The sequence below is a fragment of the Hafnia psychrotolerans genome (genome assembly GCF_014639435.1).
Taxonomy (GTDB): Bacteria; Pseudomonadota; Gammaproteobacteria; order Enterobacterales; family Enterobacteriaceae; genus Ewingella; species Ewingella psychrotolerans.
This window is the reverse complement of the sequence record NZ_BMFZ01000001.1, coordinates 531,513-547,108: the sequence shown is the minus strand read 5'-3', so window position 1 is coordinate 547,108 and position 15,596 is coordinate 531,513. Positions and strand designations below refer to the sequence as shown.

The following is a 15,596-nucleotide window of genomic DNA, read 5'->3' as shown; positions in this document are numbered from 1 at the left end:
CATGCCAAAAAATACAGACACAGAGACGCCCGGGAACAGTGCACCCGCATTACGCCGTGCGATACAGATTCTGGATGCAGTCAGCCAGCTTCCCACGCCGCCGACCTTTACTGAGATCGTCACAAAACTCGGCCTGCCTAAAAGTTCTGCACACGGCCTATGCGCAGCGCTGGTGGATTTGGGGATGTTGATTCGTACCGATGCAGGAACCTATCGGGTCGGTACACGGGTAATGAGTTGGGCTAACGCCTTTCTTAGCCAGACAGGTCTGGTCGAGGAGTTCCAGCGACTCTTGCAAGATCGACGCGAACTCCGTGATTTCACCGTTACCCTGACCGTACTGGATGGTCAGCAGGTCGTTTACGTCGCCTGTTCTAATAGCAAGGCCGCATTGGGATTTACCTTCCGCATCGGCATGCGTCTCCCTGCCCCTTTTACAGCTACCGGCAAAGCGATTCTCAGTACTCTGAATGATGAGGAAATCTGTCGTCGCTTTAATACGGGCTGGCCTCAGCGGCTTACGGCTAACAGCGTGGCGTCACTCGAGTCTTTATTACAAGAACTGGCACTCGCTCGCCAACGTGGTTACTCGGTGGATGATGGACAGGTTCGTGAAGGGATGTTCTGTATTGGCGCCCCCGTTCATGATTTTTCGGGTCAAGTCGTCGCGGGTTTGGCAGTGAGTATGCTGGAACAGGAAGCGACAGAATCAACTCGCGATATGATCGGCAGTAAACTGGTTGATATCGCCGCGTCCCTGTCGGCCAGACTGGGAAGAGTGGTATCACATTGACGGCGTTAATCTGAGAGCTCAGCGGGTCTTTCAGCTCATATATACCGACGAAACTCGAAAGCCTGGAGTCAAAGAGCAGAGTGTAAGATGGCTTTTAATGGCTCGGGCTGCCGAGAATGACTCGCGCTAGTTTCGGCGTTCAGTATTGGCATGTTGCGCATACGAATTAAAAGGCTCACTGGCAGTGACTATCGGCTTTTCACGCTTTGTTGAACTGCATGAAAAGTGATCGGTGCCTTCATTGAACATGCATGTTCGACTCATTGGATGTACTCCCCCACACTCAACCTCCAATGACCACACGTCAAAATCCCACAAGTTCTCCATTCTGAGACCTCATGCAAAGTTTTCTGCAAAAAATTTGTTTTACTTACACATGTTAAGAAATGTTACGGAAATGACTTCGTAATGAAATTCAGTTATGCGTAAGGAAACTTTGATGAAGACGTTGACCACTTTTTGCATTGCCAGCCTTTTCTCTGTCAGTACATTCGCCCTGACCGGTAACGATGCGACCACCAAACCCGACCTGTATTATTTGAAAAATGACCAGGCAATTAACAGCCTGACGCTGCTTCCGCCGCCACCAGCGGTGGGCAGTATCGCGTTTCTCAACGATCAGGCAATGTATGAACAAGGTCGGCTGCTGCGGTCAACCGAACGTGGCAAGCAGGCTGCTGAAGATGCGAACCTGAGCGGTGGCGGCGTGGCGAATGCCTTCTCCGGCGCGTTCGGCTCGCCGATCACGGCCAAAGATACGCCGGAACTGCATAAGCTTCTGACCAATATGATTGAAGATGCAGGTGATCTGGCGACACGCTCCGCCAAAGAGAAGTACATGCGCATTCGTCCGTTTGCGTTCTACGGTGTCCCGACCTGTAACACCACCGAGCAGGATCAGCTTTCAAAAAATGGATCTTATCCGTCCGGCCACACGTCTATTGGCTGGGCAACCGCGTTAGTGCTGACCGAAATTAACCCGCAACGTCAGGATCAAATCCTCCAGCGCGGTTATGACCTAGGCCCGTATTGTCGGCTCAGCGGTCGTTGCCACGTTGCACACCAATACCGCGTTCCAGCAGCAATTGCAGAAAGCCAAAGACGAGTTCACGAAGCAACATAAATAAAGCGGGGTTAATTATTTAACGCTTTTAACCTGACAGAAGCCGATACGCCTCTGTCAGGTATCGCGTGACCAGAATATTCACGTAAAGCACATTTTTATCTTCGATAAATATGCTGTCATGCACCGGCGATAACCCAATTTGCTGAAGGGTCTGACAGGAAAAATCTTCACACAACGCATTGAGCCTAACAACCTGACCTTTGCGCTCTCGAATTAAAAGACTCATTCGCCGTGATCCTCTGCTTCTCATGTTCTGTTGAATGGCATGAAAAAGTCATCGGTGCCTTCATTGAGAAAGACAGGTTTTATTCATTGGATGCGCTACCGCTCAGCAATTATATTCTCAGTGCAGCGCATCCTTTGAGGGATGCTTACAAAACACCTTATCTTTTTTACTTAAGTAATTCATTTGACGCCCAAAAAAGAGAGATAACGCACCATTTCCCGGTTCACTGGCTGCTAATATTAAGGCTCATTCATTCGCCTTAATAAAATAATGACAGCATTATTCGGCTTACTTAAAAGGAGTTTTAGGTGAACAAAATTATGTCTCTGGTCGCGTTGCTGATGACGATGTGTTCGACATTTCAGGTCTTTGCTGCATGTCAGCAGGATGACGACCACGTCCCTGAGAGCACCTATTATGACGGTATCTGTCACGCCGGAAATTAAGTTTCTGGTTTGATACCTGCGCGTCAATGGATCTGATAGTAAAAAGCCGCACTGATCATTCAGGGCGGTTTTTGTTTTTGGTAACGCCAGTGCTATAAATCACTCTCCGCCTGATACTTGTCATAAGGAACCCCCATGTCTGCCAAGATCCGCTGTGCCATCCTTGATGATTACCAACATGTCGCGTTGTCTTTTGCTGACTGGTCACCGCTCAAAGAGCGTATTGAAACCCAAATTTTCAGCCAACATATTGCTGATGAAACACAACTTGCCGCAGCCATTGTCGACGCTGAAATCGTGATCATTATGCGTGAGCGTACGCCCTTTAACGCATCACTGTTTGCCCGTTTACCGAAGCTCAAACTGCTTATCACTTCAGGTATGCGCAACGCCTCTGTTGATATGGCCGCGGCGAAATACCACGGTGTGACAGTATGCGGAACCGGCAGCGGCAGCAGTGCCCCCGTCGAGTTGACCTGGGCGCTGATACTCGGGCTGGCCCGGCATCTGGTGCAAGAAAACACCGCGCTGCGCCAAAACGGCCCATGGCAGAACACGGTCGGTTTTGGTCTGAGTGGCAAGCGTCTGGGACTGCTCGGACTGGGGAAAATAGGTCAGCAAATGGCGGTGATCGCGCAGGCCTTCGGTATGCAGGTGGTGGCCTGGAGCCAAAACCTGACCGCCGAGCGCGCAGCCCTCTGTGGCGTTGAACTTGCCGCCAGCAAAGCGGCACTGTTAGCCAATAGTGACGTGGTATCGATTCATCTGGTCTTAAGCGACCGCACGCGCGGATTGCTCGACGCCGCCGATCTGGCGCTGTTGAAGCCCTCAGCGCTGCTGATTAACACCTCACGTGCTGCGATTGTCGACCAACCCGCCCTGATTGCCGCACTTGAAGCCCGCAACATCGGCGGTGCAGGCCTGGATGTCTTTGAGGTAGAACCGCTCCCCACCGATCACCCGCTACGCACACTGCCCAACGTGCTGTCGACGCCGCATCTGGGATACGTCGCTGATGGAAATTATCAGACCTACTTCACCGAAGCCGTAGAAAATATCGAGGCATTTCTGGCCGGCAAACCCTTACGGGTGTTGAGTTAACTCAAATTCTGTTACTCGCACGACATTTCCACACCTGGCAGTTGCCATCCCGCGATATTCATGACCATTATGCGAATTCCATTTACATTTAGTGGCGTACCGTGTTGAGAGAGTAAAAATAGAAAGCAAAAGGCCTCATCGCAACAGTGATGAGGCCTTTTAAAATGTTAATCAACGTTTAAATGACGCGGCTTACTTGCTTTCGTTGGCTTTTACTTCGCCCATGGCTTTCAGTTTTTTCGACATTTCACGGCGTTCTTTAGACAGGTCAGCATTGCGAATGATGTAGTCATCAACGCGGTCTTCATAATCGCCGCGCATGCTGGCAATGATGGCCTGAACTTCTTCGATGCTCATGCCCGGTTTGATGTAGTCACCGAGGTTGTCGAGCAGCAGAACACGTTTCTGGTTGTCGCGGATTTTCTTTTCATTGTCGGCAATTTCACGTTGCAATTTGTTCTTGCGGCGAAAAATCCGTACAAATTCCAGAACGTCATGGAAACTCGGCTTGTTGATATTATCCATTTTAACACCTTCGATTAAGTTACACAGATTCAGTGACTGACTGCCCGGAACGAGGGTTACAGCGTAGCAGGAAAACCCTGCGCGTTCAGAACGAAAGCCTAATTCGCTTATCTTACCCGTTTTAACGGACAGAAAAAAATCCCTTCACACTTTCGGCGCCGCATTGGCCTGATTTAACGCCTCTTCTTTGCGCATGGTCATCGTGATCAGATCCCCCAATGACTTAAGTTGTTCGGCCACCTGCATGCTCAGCCACACGTAGCCGTAAATCGGCGCTTCCAGATGCTGGCTGGTATTCATCTCCTGCATCAGTTGCTTAAGTTCCTCGGCGGACTCATTGAGCTGATGATTCAGCGCAGATTCATCGCCTTGGGTGCCGTTGAGCAACATATCGCTTAATTGTTCAAGGGAGTTGAGCATCAACAACTGCGCGCTGCGCAGTGTGCGGGCATTGAGCATCAGGTAGTGGCTTTCGCGCGAACTCCAATACGCATCGGCCAATAACTCTAGCGTGCATAACAGGTTACGGCTGAGGGTCTGAATGGCGTCGAACACTTCGCGGGGAATATGCGACTCTTTACTGGCTGGCGCGAACAGCGCACGCATCTTCACCATCTGGCTCATGGTGGTTTTCAGTTTGCTCTGTAAATGCGGGCGCTCGAGCATATTGGGTGACAACCAAGCGCTGTAGAGTTTATTAAGCGACATCAGGTAATCAGCCATCTGCATGCGCCAGTGAATAAAAGCACGCTGCGGATAAATACTGGCAAACAACAGCGCCAACAGCGAGCCGAACACCACATCGCCCGACCGCCACAGCGCAGTATGCATATCACCCGGCCCAGCACCACAGACCACCGCCAGCGTGACACCAATCAGTAGCGCCATGTAGGGACGCTTACCAAGGGTTAAATAACCGCTGACAAACATCACTACCCCACACCATGCGAGCATCAACGGTAAAGAATAGAGTTCAAGCCACAACGCAATCAGCCCGGAAACCGAACCAAACACGGTCCCGGCAATACGTTCCGACACACGCTGTAAAATATTGCCCCAAAATGAAATCGGGCCCATGACCACCACTAACGTGATCAGCGGCCAGGTGCCTTCGGGGATCCCGGTCAGACGGACAATCAGAAAAGTGAGGATGAATGCCAGCGCAATACGCAGCGCATGGGCAATGCGGTAATGGCGATAAATCATGTTGTCCAGCGACGAGATTTTCTTGTCCAGACGCATGCATGCTTTCCATGAAATGCCATCACGTGGCAGAAGAAGTAAAGGCAGTTAGTTTAACGGAGATATTGCAGGGGAACATCGTGATTTTAGTGGGTTTTCGTCAAACTTTAGGCGAATAATACCCGGTTTTCGAGGACAGGCCGCAGGCTGACAGATTTCCTCATGACATCTCACCGCTGAATGTTATCCTTATCGGCTGTTCGCTATGTCATCTCGCCATCACCAGCTCCGATTAAGGGTCAACGCCGCAATGTCAGACAAATCACAAAAAACCTTCTACTTTCACGATTATGAAACTTTCGGCAAGAACCCAGCACTAGACCGCCCTGCGCAGTTCGCTGGTGTCCGCACCGATCAGGATTTCAATATTATAGAAGAGCCGTTAGTGATTTATTGTCGCCCATCTGACGACTACTTACCTGAACCGGAAGCCGTGATGATCACCGGGATTACGCCACAGCTGGCGCTGGAGAAAGGGCTGAGTGAAGCAGAGTTCAGCGCGCAGATCCATAAGGCCTTCAGCGTGCCCGGCACATGCATTGTCGGCTATAACAATATTCGTTTTGATGATGAAGTCAGCCGCAACATTTTTTACCGTAACTTCTACGATCCTTACGCTTACAGCTGGCAATATGGCAATTCCCGCTGGGATCTGCTGGATGTGATGCGTGCTTGTTACGCACTGCGTCCGGACGGCATTAACTGGCCAGAAAATGACGATGGTTTTCCGAGTTTTCGGCTTGAACACTTGAGCAAAGCTAACGGTATCGAACATGAAAACGCGCATGATGCAATGGCCGACGTTTACGCCACCATCGCCATGGCCAAGCGGGTAAAACAGGCACAACCGCGTCTGTTCGACTTCCTGCTTGAGCACCGTAATAAACATAAAATCAATACGTTGATTGATATCCCAACCATGGCACCGCTGGTGCATGTCTCCGGTATGTTTGGCGCCGCACGCGGTAATACGGCCTGGGTCGCACCGCTGGCGTGGCACCCTGAAAATAAGAATGCGGTGATCATGTGTGATTTAGGCGGTGACATGACGCCGTTGTTAGAACTGGATGCCGAACAGATGCGCGAACGGCTTTACACGCGCCGCGATGCGCTGGAGCCCGGCCAGTCACCATTGCCCATCAAACTGTTACACATCAACAAATGCCCGGTGCTGGCACCGGCGAAAACACTGTTACCGGAAAACGCAGAGCGTCTGGGTATTGACCGTGAACGTTGTCTGAAAAATCTGCAGTTGCTGCGTCAGAATACACAAATACGTGAGAAAGTGGTCGCGCTTTACGCTGACGCAGAACCCTTTAAAGGCAGTGAAGATGTGGATGCCCGCTTGTACGACGGTTTCTTCAGCGACGCCGACCGTGCCACCATGCGTATCATTCTGGAGACGAAACCGGAAAATCTGCCCGCGCTGGATTTAACCTTTAATGATTCCCGTATCGAAACACTGCTGTTCCGCTACCGCGCCCGCAACTTCCCTGCCACGCTGACCGACGCCGAACAGCGCCGCTGGCAAGAGCATCGCCGTGACAAGCTCAACGCAGAGCGCGTACAGGATTATATTCTCCAGCTCGAATCGCTGTACAATTTGCACGAGCAGAATGCCGAGAAGACAGCGCTCCTCAAGGCGCTGTTTGACTACGGGAAGAGGTTGGTGGCGTAAGCGCGGCTTTCGCTTTTAAATCTTCAACTTCAACTTCAACTTCAAGGTCGTGGGCATCGGCCCACACCGACCAAAGGGTCGCAGTCGCTCGACCCTTTGGAATCCCCGCTTTTTAAAAACCGCAGCTGCGCAAGTTGGGATGGCCGTGTTTCAGGGGCCATGACGACAGCCGCAAAATGTCCTCGCTCCGCGATGCCCGGCGGCGGGTTTGAGCCAACGGTAAAGACGTTGTCTCGCCACCGACTTGCCGGTGACATTTTTGAATGCGGACGACACTTTTCAATCTTCAACTTCAACTTCAAGGTCGTGGGCGTCGGCCCACACCGACCAAAGGGTCGCAGTCGCTCGACCCTTTGGAATCCCCGCTTTTTAAAAACCGCAGCTGCGCAAGTTGGGATGGCCGTGTTTCAGGGGCCATGACGACAGCCGCAAAATGTCCTCGCTCCGCGATGCCCGGCTGCGGGTTTGAGCCAACGGTAAAGACGTTGTCTCGCCACCGACTTGCCGGTGACCTTTTTGAATGCGGCCGACACTTTTTTAAATTCAAAATCAAAACCCGTGTGGTGTTGACCTTTAAAATATCGAGGCCGCATTCAAAAATGGTGCCGAGCAAGCGGCAATACGTTGAATGCGGACGACACTTTTCTAAGTTCAAAATCGGAACTGTTTTTATCTTTTAAAAAGTATTGGCCGCATTCAAAAATGGCGCCGAGCAAGCGGTTCGAGACCTGAGGCTCGAAACCCGTAGCGAGGGTACCGCCTAAGCGGCGACATTTTGCGGCTATAACCCAAGTACCTGAAACACGTCCATCCCGATTCAGCGATAGCGCGCAGTTAAAAAACGCAGGGGTCCAGGGGAGGCGCGTTTACGCCTCCCTTGGGCCAGTGTGGGCGGCGAGCCCACGACCTTGACCTTGAATTTGAATTTGAATTTGAATTTGAATTTGAATTTGAATTTAAAGTGAAAGTTTGAAACCAAAACTGTTTCCTGCTCTTTCCAAAGAGCAAAAAAAAGGACCCTTGCGGGTCCTTCAAATCTTTAGGCTTCTGGCATAATCTCACCACTCATCTGTGGCGGTTTTTGCCGGAACAGATTAGTGATAAAGGCCAAATAACCTAAACCAATGGCTCCCCAGACCAGACCAAGAGTCATTGAGCTGGCTTCGAGATTCAACCACAGCGCGCCCACCGTCAATGCACCGATCGTCGGCAAGACCAGATAATTGAAGTGATCTTTGAACGTCTTGTTACGCTGTTCGCGGATGTAGAACTGCGAGATCACCGACAGGTTAACGAAGGTGAAGGCCACCAGCGCACCAAAGTTAATCAGCGCCGTCGCCGTGACCAGATCAAAGGTCACCGCAGACATCGCAACCACACCCACTAATACGACGTTGAAAGTCGGTGTGCGCCATTTCGGATGCACATAACCGAAGATTTTCTCCGGGAATACGCCATCACGCCCCATCACATACAGCAAACGAGAAACGCCGGCATGTGCTGCCATGCCGGATGCCAGCACGGTGACACAGCTAAAGCACAGAATAACCGACTGGAAGAACTTGCCGGCCACGAAGAGCATAATCTCTGGCTGAGACGCGTCCGGGTCGTGGAAGCGCGAAATGTCCGGGAAATAAAGCTGCAGGAAGTAGGACACCACCACAAAGATGATGCCGCCAATCAGCGCCGTCAGGAAAATCGCTTTCGGAATGACTTTACCGGCGTTTGGCGTCTCTTCAGACAACGAACTGATCCCATCGAACCCCAGGAACGAGAAGCACAAGATGGTCGCACCGGTGATCATTGGTACCACGTGCGCATTTTCACTGAAGAACGGTTTGGTACTGGCGAGAGTTCCCATGCCTTCGCCCATGTATACGCCATGGATCAGCAAACCAAGGAATACCACCATGATCGCGACCTGAACCACCACAATAATACTGTTGAGGTTCGCCACCACTTTGATGCCACGCAGGTTAAACGTCGTCATCAGTGCCACCAGTGCGGTGACAAATATCCACGGCGGTACGCCAGGGAAGATAGCTTCCAGATAGATTTTCGCCAGCAGGATGTTGATCATCGGCATAAACAGATAGTCCAGCAAGGATGACCAGCCCACCATAAAGCCAACATGCGGGTTAATAGCTTTTTGCGCGTAGGTATAAGCAGAACCCGCGGACGGGAAGCGTCTCACCAGTTTGCCGTAACTCACAGCGGTAAACAGCACGGCGATCAGCGCGAAAATATACGCAGTGGCGACATGGCCGTCAGTCAGGCCAGACACAATACCAAAGGTATCGAAAATGGTCATCGGTTGCAGATAGGCCAGGCCCATCATCACCACCTGAACCAATGTCAGCGTTTTACGGAGTTGTACGCGGTTGGTGCCCGGAGCAGCAGTAGAAGCATTAGCAGACATGATTCAGCCCTCCCTGACTTGCAAGCACCGGGCGGGTAAACGCCTCCGTGCGCAAAATACAGGGCTGACTTCGTGTTTGATAACCAGGAAATGGGGGATTGATCTTTACATCGTTGAACACGGATATAAAGGCTGGGCTTAATTTGCCGCAGCGAACAAAAATACCGGCGGGCACCGGTACAGGTTTAAAATATTGCCCCATCATGCATTTCCTCATAGTGGTGACCGTTTATTGATTTGGGGTCACACACGAACCTGGTTATCTATCCGGATCTGGGTCCGGCCTCTGTTAAATTAGTTTACGTTCCACACAATGCAAAAAAATAACCGACGCGTTTAAGCGTCGGTTATTCTGCATGTGCGGTATTTTGCCCTAAATCGAGGACGGATGACAAGATATAGAGGCCTTCAGCGACAATTTCTTTCTCTGGAGTATTCAGGACCCACCACCGCGCCTCATTTTTTCGCAAAGCAGATGCGGACAAAATCAGACTGGATTTTCAACGCCGGATCACGCGTTGCGTAACATCCAGTCGATCTCGGTCTCGGTTACACGCCGCTCAAACTGCAATAACTCATCTGATTTACAGGCGTGATATACCCGTGAGAAGCGTTCACCGAGGTATTTTTTCAGCACCGGTTGCTGATCGAATTCCATCAACGCATCACTCTGGCGAATGGGCAGTGGCACTCCGTCCTGCTCCAGACCGTTGCCGGTGACCGGTTCAGACAGCGGCAGATCGTTATCAAGACCGTATAGCATCCCGGCCAACACGCTGGCCACTACCAGATACGGGTTGGCATCTGCTCCTGCTACGCGGTACTCAACTCGGTGATCTGCCGTTCCACTGCACGGCACACGCAACGCAACGGTGCGGTTATTGTGACCCCAAGATGCTTGTGTCGCCACGTACATGCCCGGCTGGAAGCGACGAAAAGCATTGACGTTAGGTGCCAAAATAGCCATTGAGGCGGGCATCAGCGCAATCATTCCCGCCAGCGCACGCTTCATCAACGCGGAATCCTCCCCTTCAGCGTCAGCCAGCAAGTTCTTGCCATTATCGTCGAGAACGCTCAGGTGAATATGCATACCACTGCCCGCATGGTCTTCGTAGGGTTTGGCCATGAAAGTGGCATCCATTTCATGATTTTCCGCCACCAGACGCACCAACCGTTTCAAGGTCAAAGCATGGTCACAGGCCCGCAAAACATTATCACTGTGGTGGAGATTAATTTCGAACTGACCGGGCGAAGACTCGGCTAGTGCGCCGTCGGCCGGTAAACCCTGAATGTTAGCCAGACGATCGATATCACTAAGAACATCGGCGAAATGGTCAAGATTATCTACCGAGTAGCACTGCGTATGCATGCTGCGCTCGGTGGTGCCGGGGGTGCATGGTGGCTGAATATACCCTTCTGCATCTCTCTGTCTGTCGAGCAGATAGAACTCCAACTCTACCGCTACCACCGGGAACAGTCCCCGTTGGCGCAATGTTTGCCAGAGATGATTCAGCACATTGCGGGGTTCAACGTCAAAGGGAGTGCCATCTTCGTCAAGCATGGTCAGCAGCAACTGGCCGATGTGATCGGGGTCAGAAGCCGAGGGCGCCAGCGTGCCGGGGACGGGTAAACAGATGCGATCGGGCTCGCCTAATTCCTGGCCCAGACCGGCCTCTTCGACCACGTTGCCAAGAATATCCATAGCAAATACTGAGGCAGGGAAATAACAGCCTTTTTCGATTTTTCTAAGCGCTGTAACGGGGATGCGTTTGCCGCGAAAACTGCCGTTTAAATCTGTGAGGAGAATATCGATATGAAGTGTGAGAGGTTGACGTTCCAGGTATTGAGTAACTTCATCCTGGAACGCGCTACTTCGCCTCTCTTCGCCGTGTGCAGCGAAGTCTTCAACTTCGGAACTGTTTGATTCAAGAATGATCGTTTGCATAGGATTTCCGCCGTTTGCATACATAAATGTGGCGTCTCTGGCACCACCATGGTACCTCGCCGTTTATAATTCTGACCCACTCGCTCCAACACTGGTTTCTTATCGCGCTTCATACCGCGTTAAAGGAAACTGAACCAATTTACTCCCTGTGATGCAAAGATGTCGTAAAAAAAGAGCCTTAATAATAACCCTAGACCCATCATAAAACTTTTGCAATGGCAACCCCTTGTTACGGGTTGGTTTGAAAATGCGTCTACCGGCTGTTAAGTTTATGGAGTAACGTCAATGTAATTGAACGGCAGAAGCGACGAGGCGGTAACATATGGGCAAGATATTTTCCACGGCGCAGGTCAGAAAAGAAACCAGCTATACCCCTATCATTGGGGTAGTCATGTGCGCGAACAGTATCGACGGAAACCCGGCACTCACGGTGCATGAAAAATATCTCGACGCCATTTTCAACGCGAATGCTTTACCCATCTGTCTGCCTCACGAACTGGCCTCCCGCGAAGGGGCAATCAACGAGGTACTTTCACGCCTCGACGGCATATTCCTGACCGGCAGCCCCAGCAATATCGAGCCCTATAGGTATGGCGAAGACGGCATCGAAGCGCTCGCCGATCCTGGTCGCGACAGACTCAGTCTGGCATTAATCCGCGCCGCGCTGGATCAACGGATTCCCCTGTTTGCCGCCTGCCGCGGGATGCAAGAGTTGGTCGTCGCCACTGGGGGGACGCTGTATCGCAAGGTGCAGGAGCAACCTGGGTTTATGGATCACCGAGAAGACACGTCACTGCCGCACGACGCACAGTACGATTTAGTGCATCCTGTGAGTATCGAACCTGGCGGTTTGTTGGCCGAGTTATTGCCGGATTATCAGCAGTTTCAGGTGAACTCTCTGCATGGTCAGGGAGCCAAACATCTGGGCGCAGAATTAACGATTGAGGCTCGTGCGCCGGACAATTTGGTAGAAGCCGTCAGCGTACGCAATCATCCTTTTGCCCTGGGTGTACAGTGGCATCCGGAATGGCACAGCCTGACCGATCCACCATCACGCCAATTATTTGAATCCTTTATTGCAGCCTGCCGCAGAAATCATCACGGGATCCGTGGGCAACAGCCCACACCGCAGGAGACTGAACTTGCGGCCAAAAGGGCTTTTTAACTTCAAAGTCGCGGGCGCGGGGACTAAACGGTCCCCTTTCTCGGCTCCCGCGCCAGTTTAAAAACAAAGACAGCCGCTGTGCGAGTCACCATGTTGGGGCTTCAGCGACCGCAGTTATCACCGCAACATCCCGCCGCATTGTGGTCCTTTCCTTTCGTGTTCGAACCCGCCGGTAATAAACCCACTCGCCGTTAGTCACCGCATTCAATGCTATGTTTGAATCCGACCCGGTTTTGAATTTGAATATTTCCAGCGGGAACGCGTGGCCATTCACTCCTTCAAAGATTGAAAATAAGTTGCTTAAATCCGCCGATATGTTAAAACTTTGTCACTACAAGCTATAGACGGCTAAACGTCTATAACGCCATTTATACCAACCCTAAATTATTTGCATAAGGCCAATCCCCAGCGTGAAATCTTCAATCCTTGAGATGCGCAATATCTCGATTTCATTTGCCGGATTCCCTGCTTTGCGCCAGGTGGATTTCACCCTGGAAGGGGGATCGGTTCATGCCCTGGTCGGAGCCAATGGCGCGGGAAAATCCACGCTGATGGCCGTACTGTCGGGGACTCATGACCACTATACCGGCCAGATAATCATCGACGGACAGCCGGTGACGGTGACGTTACCGCATCAGGCGCGGGCGCACGGGATCCACCTGGTGCAGCAGGAGGTGGATGTCGCACTGGTGCCGACGCTCAATGTAGCCGAAAACATCATGCTTGATAGCCTGGCGGAGCCGGGCCACCTGCATAGCTGGTCAGATATTTACCATCATGCACAGCGGCTTATCGACCAACTCGGGTTGCACATCAACCTGCGTGCCCGTATAGAGAGCTGCACACTGGCGGAAAAACAGCTGATTTTACTGGCCCGCGCGCTGTCGCATAAATGCCGTTTCCTGATCCTCGACGAACCTACCGCCCCACTCGACCAGGCCGAAAGCGAACGACTGTTTGCTCTGGTGCACAAGCTTAAAACAGCGGGCATGGCGGTGGTGTTTATTTCGCACCGCATCCATGAACTGCGCGATGTCTGCGACCGCATGACCGTGCTACGCGATGGTCGCCTGGTCAGCGATGACAGTATGGAAGGCCTGACCAACGAACATATTATTGAGAAAATGATTGGTCACCAGCTAGACGACATTTACCCACCGCGCCGTCCGCCGCACGGCCATGAAACCCTGCTGCGCATTCAGGGAATGCACGACAAAGACAAACTTCGCGATATTTCACTGAGTCTGCATCGTGGGGAAATCCTCGGCATCGCCGGTCTGGCCGGTGCCGGAAAAACCGAACTGTGCAAGGCACTGTTTGGTGCCACCCCGAGTCAGGTGGCGAGCGGCGAACTCAACGGAAAGCCCTGGAAGCCGAAAGAGCCGTACCTGTCGGTTGAGCAAGGGTTAGCGTTGGTGCCGGAGGAGCGTCGCAAAGAGGGGATTTTTATCGACGAAGATATTCCGATGAATCTCAGCGTCACCGCCGATAACAGTTTTTCACGTTTTTCGGTATTCAATTCCCGTCAGGCACTGAGTTGGGCAAAAGAGATTATTGGCCGTTTAGGCATTCGCGCTTCCGGGCCAATGCAGAAACTGGCGCGGCTTTCTGGTGGCAACCAGCAGAAAGTCGCTATTGGTAAATGGCTACGCAGCGAGAGCCAGGTGTTAATTTTTGACGAGCCGACCAAAGGCGTAGATATCAAGGCAAAAACAGACGTTTTCAGGCTCATTGACGGCCTTGCGCAACAGGGAAAAGGGATTATTTATGCGTCCGGTGAGTTCGCTGAACTGGTCGGTTTATGCGACCGCATTCTGGTGTTGTGGGATGGCCGTATTGTGGCTGAACTGAACGCCGCCGACGTCGACGAAGAGACTTTATTAATGTATTCCACCGGAGGAACGCCCGCGTGAGTAAAGCTGTTATTAACGATCAGAATGTCACTGTGAACCAACCATGGCGCCATCAGTTATTCGAATTTCTCTATAAATGGGGCATGTTACTCACCGTTGTGCTGTTGATCGCCGGTTTTGGTATTGCCTCAGATAATTTTTTAGAGCCATCAAATATCATTAATATTTTGCGCTCGATTGCCATCGTCACGGTGATCGCGATCGGCGTGTCAATATCACTTTCGGTAGGCGGTTTTGATTTGTCCGTCGGTTCGACCGCGTCGCTGGCCAACGCGCTGGTGATTTCGATGTTTGTTTGGCACGGTTTTAACACCACCGAAGCGATTCTGATCACCCTGGCGCTCTGTACGCTGGTCGGGCTGTTCAACGCCTTCCTGATCGTCATCCTGAAAATTCCTGACATGCTGGCGACGCTCGCCAGCCTCTTCGTGATTCAGGGTGCGGCGATGACCTACAGCTATGGCGGTTCGATTACCGAAAATATGATGCTGCCAAACGGCGATATGGCCGAAGGCACGGTGCCTGCGGTATTCAACCTGCTTGGCCAAGTGCCGGTGATTGTTATCGTGATGGTGGTCGTCACCATTGTGGTACAACTGTTTATGTCACTGACCAAACATGGGCGGCGCATGTATGCCATTGGTGGCAACCCGCTGGCAGCGCGTCTGGCTGGGATCCGCACCGCACGCTATCGCGTAACGGCCTACGTTATCTCTTCTTTACTGGCCGGTTCCGGCGGTATTTTATTGGCGTCACGCATCGGTTCATCGCAGGTGAATGCCGGTAGTGGATATCTAATGGACGCCGTTGCCGCAGCCTATATTGGCTTCTCGCTGGCCGGTTCTGGCAAACCCAATGCACTCGGCACGCTGATTGGTGCCGTGATTTTGGGCGTGCTGTCAAATGGCTTAGTCATGCTGTCGGTCCCCTACTACGCCATGGATATCATCAAAGGTTTGGTGCTCGCCATCGCGCTGGCGCTGACGTATATACAGAAGCGATAACTCTGCTCGTTTT

Annotated in this window: 12 protein-coding genes and 3 pseudogenes; 9 read left to right on the top strand and 6 right to left on the bottom strand. The window is 51.8% G+C overall.

Going from position 1 to position 15,596, the window contains the following annotated elements:
- Position 1: 1 nt before the first annotated feature.
- A complete protein-coding gene (locus tag IEV89_RS02510; RefSeq protein WP_188470069.1) occupies positions 2 to 793 on the top strand; it encodes an IclR family transcriptional regulator in 792 nt (263 codons plus the stop codon).
- Between the two features lie 439 nt (positions 794 to 1,232).
- Positions 1,233 to 1,920 (top strand): annotated as a pseudogene (locus IEV89_RS02505) (acid phosphatase).
- 60 nt (positions 1,921 to 1,980) lie between these two features.
- On the opposite strand, the pseudogene IEV89_RS02500 reads toward IEV89_RS02505, so the two are convergent.
- Positions 1,981 to 2,067 (bottom strand): annotated as a pseudogene (locus IEV89_RS02500) (lipoprotein NlpA); the annotation flags it as partial.
- Between IEV89_RS02500 and IEV89_RS02495 the strand changes: the two are divergent.
- The 3 genes and pseudogenes from IEV89_RS02495 to IEV89_RS02485 all read left to right on the top strand — a co-directional run.
- Positions 2,065 to 2,228 (top strand): annotated as a pseudogene (locus IEV89_RS02495) (IS1 family transposase); the annotation flags it as partial. The pseudogenes IEV89_RS02500 and IEV89_RS02495 sit on opposite strands and share 3 nt — an antisense overlap.
- Positions 2,229 to 2,453: 225 nt before the next feature.
- On the top strand, positions 2,454 to 2,591 hold the full coding sequence (locus tag IEV89_RS02490; protein WP_188470067.1) for a hypothetical protein: 138 nt from the start codon (positions 2,454 to 2,456) through the stop codon (positions 2,589 to 2,591).
- A gap of 135 nt (positions 2,592 to 2,726) precedes the next feature.
- On the top strand, positions 2,727 to 3,692 hold the full coding sequence (locus IEV89_RS02485; protein ID WP_188470065.1) for a D-2-hydroxyacid dehydrogenase family protein: 966 nt from the start codon (positions 2,727 to 2,729) through the stop codon (positions 3,690 to 3,692).
- Positions 3,693 to 3,884: 192 nt separating this feature from the next.
- Here IEV89_RS02485 and tmaR read toward each other — a convergent pair whose 3' ends face one another.
- Positions 3,885 to 4,217 carry a PTS system regulator TmaR gene (gene tmaR / locus IEV89_RS02480; protein WP_188470063.1) on the bottom strand — a complete coding sequence of 111 codons (333 nt, stop codon included), beginning with the start codon at positions 4,215 to 4,217 and terminating at the stop codon, positions 3,885 to 3,887.
- 144 nt (positions 4,218 to 4,361) lie between these two features.
- A complete protein-coding gene (locus tag IEV89_RS02475) occupies positions 4,362 to 5,459 on the bottom strand; it encodes an FUSC family protein (RefSeq protein WP_188470061.1) in 1,098 nt (365 codons plus the stop codon).
- Between the two features lie 250 nt (positions 5,460 to 5,709).
- Here IEV89_RS02475 and sbcB point away from each other — a divergent pair, with 250 nt between their 5' ends.
- Positions 5,710 to 7,137, top strand: coding sequence for an exodeoxyribonuclease I (gene sbcB, locus IEV89_RS02470; RefSeq protein WP_188470059.1), 1,428 nt, complete (start codon positions 5,710 to 5,712; stop codon positions 7,135 to 7,137).
- A gap of 1,039 nt (positions 7,138 to 8,176) precedes the next feature.
- Here sbcB and IEV89_RS02465 read toward each other — a convergent pair.
- The 3 genes from IEV89_RS02465 to IEV89_RS02455 form a co-directional block, all read right to left on the bottom strand.
- On the bottom strand, positions 8,177 to 9,556 hold the full coding sequence (locus IEV89_RS02465) for an APC family permease (protein WP_188470057.1): 1,380 nt from the start codon (positions 9,554 to 9,556) through the stop codon (positions 8,177 to 8,179).
- Positions 9,546 to 9,761, bottom strand: coding sequence for a hypothetical protein (locus tag IEV89_RS02460; RefSeq protein WP_229746339.1), 216 nt, complete (start codon positions 9,759 to 9,761; stop codon positions 9,546 to 9,548). Before IEV89_RS02460 ends, IEV89_RS02465 begins: the two co-directional genes overlap by 11 nt.
- A 306-nt stretch (positions 9,762 to 10,067) precedes the next feature.
- On the bottom strand, positions 10,068 to 11,501 hold the full coding sequence (locus tag IEV89_RS02455) for a glutamine synthetase family protein (RefSeq protein WP_188470055.1): 1,434 nt from the start codon (positions 11,499 to 11,501) through the stop codon (positions 10,068 to 10,070).
- A 322-nt stretch (positions 11,502 to 11,823) separates the two neighbouring features.
- Here IEV89_RS02455 and puuD point away from each other — a divergent pair, with 322 nt between their 5' ends.
- The 3 genes from puuD to IEV89_RS02440 all read left to right on the top strand — a co-directional run bounded on the left by puuD (position 11,824) and on the right by IEV89_RS02440 (position 15,583).
- A complete protein-coding gene (gene puuD / locus IEV89_RS02450) occupies positions 11,824 to 12,666 on the top strand; it encodes a gamma-glutamyl-gamma-aminobutyrate hydrolase (protein WP_188470053.1) in 843 nt (280 codons plus the stop codon).
- Between the two features lie 431 nt (positions 12,667 to 13,097).
- Positions 13,098 to 14,579 carry a sugar ABC transporter ATP-binding protein gene (locus IEV89_RS02445; RefSeq protein WP_188470358.1) on the top strand — a complete coding sequence of 494 codons (1,482 nt, stop codon included), beginning with the start codon at positions 13,098 to 13,100 and terminating at the stop codon, positions 14,577 to 14,579.
- Between the two features lie 11 nt (positions 14,580 to 14,590).
- Positions 14,591 to 15,583 carry an ABC transporter permease gene (locus IEV89_RS02440; protein ID WP_188470356.1) on the top strand — a complete coding sequence of 331 codons (993 nt, stop codon included), beginning with the start codon at positions 14,591 to 14,593 and terminating at the stop codon, positions 15,581 to 15,583.
- Positions 15,584 to 15,596 lie beyond the last annotated feature (13 nt).

Coding starts and splice junctions, on each gene's coding strand:
- puuD (WP_188470053.1), top strand. CDS start 11,824: ATGGGCAAGATATTTTCCACGGCGCAGGTCAGAAAAGAAACCAGCTAT.
- sbcB (WP_188470059.1), top strand. CDS start 5,710: ATGTCAGACAAATCACAAAAAACCTTCTACTTTCACGATTATGAAACT.
- IEV89_RS02445 (WP_188470358.1), top strand. CDS start 13,098: ATGCGCAATATCTCGATTTCATTTGCCGGATTCCCTGCTTTGCGCCAG.
- IEV89_RS02485 (WP_188470065.1), top strand. CDS start 2,727: ATGTCTGCCAAGATCCGCTGTGCCATCCTTGATGATTACCAACATGTC.
- IEV89_RS02475 (WP_188470061.1), bottom strand. CDS start 5,459: ATGCGTCTGGACAAGAAAATCTCGTCGCTGGACAACATGATTTATCGC.
- IEV89_RS02460 (WP_229746339.1), bottom strand. CDS start 9,761: ATGATGGGGCAATATTTTAAACCTGTACCGGTGCCCGCCGGTATTTTT.
- IEV89_RS02455 (WP_188470055.1), bottom strand. CDS start 11,501: ATGCAAACGATCATTCTTGAATCAAACAGTTCCGAAGTTGAAGACTTC.
- tmaR (WP_188470063.1), bottom strand. CDS start 4,217: ATGGATAATATCAACAAGCCGAGTTTCCATGACGTTCTGGAATTTGTA.
- IEV89_RS02465 (WP_188470057.1), bottom strand. CDS start 9,556: ATGTCTGCTAATGCTTCTACTGCTGCTCCGGGCACCAACCGCGTACAA.
- IEV89_RS02510 (WP_188470069.1), top strand. CDS start 2: ATGCCAAAAAATACAGACACAGAGACGCCCGGGAACAGTGCACCCGCA.